Origin of the sequence: Alcanivorax sp. (assembly GCF_014762765.1) — a bacterium.
In the GTDB taxonomy this organism is placed as follows: Bacteria; Pseudomonadota; Gammaproteobacteria; order Pseudomonadales; family Alcanivoracaceae; genus Alcanivorax.
Map to the genome: position 1 here is coordinate 1 of NZ_JABURH010000121.1, position 3,886 is coordinate 3,886.

The 3,886-nt window shown below is 59.6% G+C and carries 3 protein-coding genes; 2 read left to right on the top strand and 1 reads right to left on the bottom strand.

Annotated elements, in window-relative coordinates:
- The coding region (locus tag HUJ17_RS07895) for an alkaline phosphatase D family protein (protein ID WP_290510183.1) at positions 1-474 on the top strand (474 nt) is incomplete at its 5' end.
- Positions 471-2,564 (top strand): metallophosphoesterase, encoded by a 2,094-nt coding sequence (locus HUJ17_RS07900; RefSeq protein WP_290510184.1) that lies wholly within the window; start codon positions 471-473, stop codon positions 2,562-2,564. The genes HUJ17_RS07895 and HUJ17_RS07900, both read left to right, overlap by 4 nt.
- A gap of 180 nt (positions 2,565-2,744) precedes the next feature.
- Here HUJ17_RS07900 and HUJ17_RS07905 read toward each other — a convergent pair whose 3' ends face one another.
- Positions 2,745-3,827 carry a glycosyltransferase family 9 protein gene (locus tag HUJ17_RS07905; protein WP_290510185.1) on the bottom strand — a complete coding sequence of 361 codons (1,083 nt, stop codon included), beginning with the start codon at positions 3,825-3,827 and terminating at the stop codon, positions 2,745-2,747.
- Positions 3,828-3,886 lie beyond the last annotated feature (59 nt).

Below are 3,886 nucleotides of genomic sequence, written 5' to 3' on the forward strand. Positions count from 1 at the left end.
GACGACAACAACATCGACAATGTGGTGATTCTCACCGGGGATATTCATACCTCCTGGGCCAGTGAAATCTATCGCAACCCGGGGTCATTGGTTGGTGATCTGTTCGACAGGCCGCTGGCAGCAGAGCTGGTTACCCCGGCGGTGACCAGCCCGGGCTTTCCGGACGGTGCTGCTGAAGTGGCCGGCGTACTGATCCCGGTGGTCAACCCGCATATCCGTTATGTGGAAGCCAAATCCCGCGGTTTCATTCTGGTGGACGTGGATCGCCAGCGTACCCAGGGCGAGTTCTACTACGCGCAGAGCATCGAATCCTTCGATCTGCGTGGCCAGATTGATACCAGCAAGACCAAGGTGGTAGCGGTGAAAAGCGGCGACAGTCGCATTGTCGAGGACCTGCCTCCGTCCCGCCCGCGCTCTCTGCGCACTGCGGTTTTCCATCCTCCTGTACCGAATTCCGATGAGGTGATGTCATGACTTTTCCCTGGAAATTACTGCCGTTGGTGGCAGCACTGGCGCTGACCGCTTGTGGCGGCGGGGGATCTTCCAGTCCTGCCAACAGCGCCAATGATGAGGGGAATGGCGCCACCCCCAATTCTCCTTCCGAGCCGGGCGGCGATGAGGGCGACGAAGGGCCGGAGACATTGAATACCCCTGCCGCCTTACGGTTTATCGTGATCGGCGATTCCGGCAGCGGTTCCGCAGGCCAGTATGCGGTTGGCGAAGCCATCGCAACGGTCTGTCAGGAAAAAGACGAGTTTATTGGCGACATCGGGTTTCCGGGCTGTGACCTGGTTGTCGGGTTGGGCGACAACATCTACGAGTCCGGGGTCACCAGTGTGGACGATCCCCAATTTGCAGAAAAATTTGAAAAGCCTTTCGAGCCGGTGCAGTTGCCGTTCTATATGGTCCTGGGCAACCACGACAATACCGCCTATGTGGGCGGTGACGGTGCGGGCAATTCACGTGGCGAATTCCAGGTGGATTACACCTACTTTGACGGCAAGCTGTCCAACCGCTGGAACATGCCGGATCGTTATTTCCTGCACAGTGCCGGCACCACCCACACCAACCCGCGCCCGCTGGTAGATTTTGTAGCGCTGGATTCCAATCCGATTGCTGGCGGCTTTGGCGATCCGGATATCGCGTATGCCTACCACACCTACGGCGTTGATCAACGTAACTGGGTGGTCAATACGCTGGCTGGTTCCAATGCGGTCTTCAAGATCGCCATGGCTCACCACCCCTACCTGTCCAACGGCACTCACGGTAATGCCGGTAACTACGATGGTGTGCCCAGTGAGATCCTGCCAGTACTGGCCGGCGAGCGGTGGAAAGCCTTTATGGAAGAAGCGGTCTGTGATCAGACCGACTTTTTCTTTGCCGGCCACGACCATGACCTGCAGGTGCTTGAAGCGGTACCGGAGTGTGGTCGTACCGAATTCGTGGTCAGTGGTGCGGCGGGCAAGACTCGCTCCATTGATGACCCGGAGCGCAATGTGGCTCGCTTCCAGCAGGGCGATGTCTATGGCTTCTTCTGGATGAAGGCTACCGAAGCCGACCCTGTCACGCTGGCGCCGGCCAGGCTCTGCCTGGATGCCTACGTGGTGGATCCAGAGGCGGAGGGGCTCGGTGTGATCAGCGATGGCGAACTGACTCCGGCCTATACCCATTGCTATGACAAACAGCCCATGGCGGGTATTGCTCCGGGCAATGACTTCTCCGGCTTGCCACTGGGGGAAGGCGCCTTGCCGCTGCCCTTGCCGGATGGCTTTGATGCGGACTTTACCGGGCCACTGAAAGAACTCCGTGAAACCCTGGTTTCCGGCTTCACACAGGTGGGAGCAGACCTGCCCGAAGAGCAGCGTCAGGTCTTTGATCAGATGATTGCCGGCACCGACATTCTCTTCAATGCGCTGGACGCGGCCACGGCTGCCATCCTGGAAGGCGACAGCAGCGAGATGAGCCAGTCCGTGCAGGCGGTGCTGGCGGCAGCGGAGCAATTGCAGGCCATCGATACCAGCAGTTTGCCGGCACCTTTTGATCAGCTTGGCAGTGCCTTTGATGCCCTGGCGGACGGTTTTGGCGGCGATGGCAGCGACGCGGGTGATGGCAGCACGGTGGAAGACATCGCCTTTATCGCCGGCCCGTTGGTGGCGCTGTCCCGCAACCTGAATAACATCCTTGACGGCATCGAAGAACAGGTGCCGGCAGAGGTGCCGGTGTTTGCCGGTCTGACCTCGGTGCTGTCCACGGTGTCCCTGGGGCTGGCCAATACCCTGGAGCAGCTGGTGCTGCTGGATACCAGCGCCACCGGTGAGCAACTGGTGGGCACGGTGCAGCAAACCCTGGAAAACCTGGTCAATGATGTGCTCTGGCTCAACCAGATTCCCGGTGCCGAGGAATACACCACCTTGCCCGGCGATGCCTTGTCTTCCGGACTACTGATCGTGGTGCGGGAAGTGACTGAGCAGCTGGATGAGCGTCTCCTCAGTCCCCTGGCCCCCTTGCTGGATTTGTTATCTCCGGTTACCGATCTGCTGGCCGGGCTACTGGATGGGTTCTGATTTCCAATAACAAAAAAGCCGTCTTCCTTGTCCATAAACCGTGAGGTGGAAACGCCTCACGGTTTTTTTTTGACAGAAGAAAGAGATCGTTGGCGCTTTGCCTGCAAAGCGAAGGTATCAGCATACTCCAGGGTGGTTTCGACCCTTCGCCTTGCAAGCAAGGCTCGAGGACGTGTCGCGTCAGGAAATACGCAACGTGTTCAGCGCGCCCAGGTGGGCGGCAGGCATCACGCCAAGTTCGTCCAGGGTACGGATTACCCGGTCCACGGTGATCCGTTGCAGGCAGGGGTAGCTGTCCAGGGCGCAGCTGCTGCGTTCGCAATTGCGCAGACAATGCTGCCACCGCAGTACCCGTGCATGGGGAGACAGGGGTTGCCAGAGGGTGTCATCGGTGGGGCCAAACAGGGCCACGGTGGCAACCCCGCAGGCGGCGGCCAGATGCATGGGGCCGCTGTCGTTACCGATGAACCCCCGGCTGCGTTTCAGCAAGGCCACCAGACCGGCCAGACTCAGTTGGTCGCACAAATCCATCACCGGGTCACTGAGAAAGCTCTGGATGCGGGCAATTTGTTGCCGGTCTTTCTGGCCAGCGCCAATCAGCAGTGGAGTGAGACCGGCTCGCCGCAACTGCTGGCACAGGGCAGCAAATTGCTCCGCATGCCAGATCTTGTAGGTCTTGGTGGCGCCAGCATGAATGGCCACCAGATTGTCGTTTGCCGGTCCGTTGCTGAGGATGCTGTCCAGCTCAGCCTGGCCCGCCGGGCTGTCATTCAGTGGTAGATAGTGTGCCGGTGAGCTTGCCGCCGGCCGGCTCAGGCTGGCGTAGGCTTGCCAGCGATGGCCGGACCAGTCTACCGGTGGCTGCTGTGTATAGAACCACTGGCCATGGCGGCGATGCGGGCCGATGCGCTCTGCGGCGCCACTGAGCCGCGCCAAGGTGGCAGACTTTTGTTCCCCCTCGATATCCACGACCACCTTCGAATGGAAGCGGCGCATGGCCATGACCAGTTTCAGGTAACTGTGGACGCGCTGAAACAACGGCATTTGTCGTGACAGGGACTGTTCCGGGTAATACAGCAATCGCGACTCACCGGGCAGGCTCTGCTCCACCAGCGTCTGATAGCGCTGATTCACCATCAGCAGTGATTCGGGATGTGCGGCCAGCATGGCACGCAGGTGCGGCAGGGCTATCAGCAGATTGCCCATGTGGCTGCAGGGAAAAAGAATCAACAGGCGGGACATGACAGGCAGACGGTTATCCATAACATGGCATAACAGCCTAGGGGGATTGCGTGTCGGTTACATGACAACAGGCAGCTACG

What these genes read in the sequence shown, in the direction of transcription:
- HUJ17_RS07900 (WP_290510184.1), top strand. Translation starts at nt 471, where the DNA reads ATGACTTTTCCCTGGAAATTACTGCCGTTGGTGGCAGCACTGGCGCTG.
- HUJ17_RS07905 (WP_290510185.1), bottom strand. Translation starts at nt 3,827, where the DNA reads ATGGATAACCGTCTGCCTGTCATGTCCCGCCTGTTGATTCTTTTTCCC.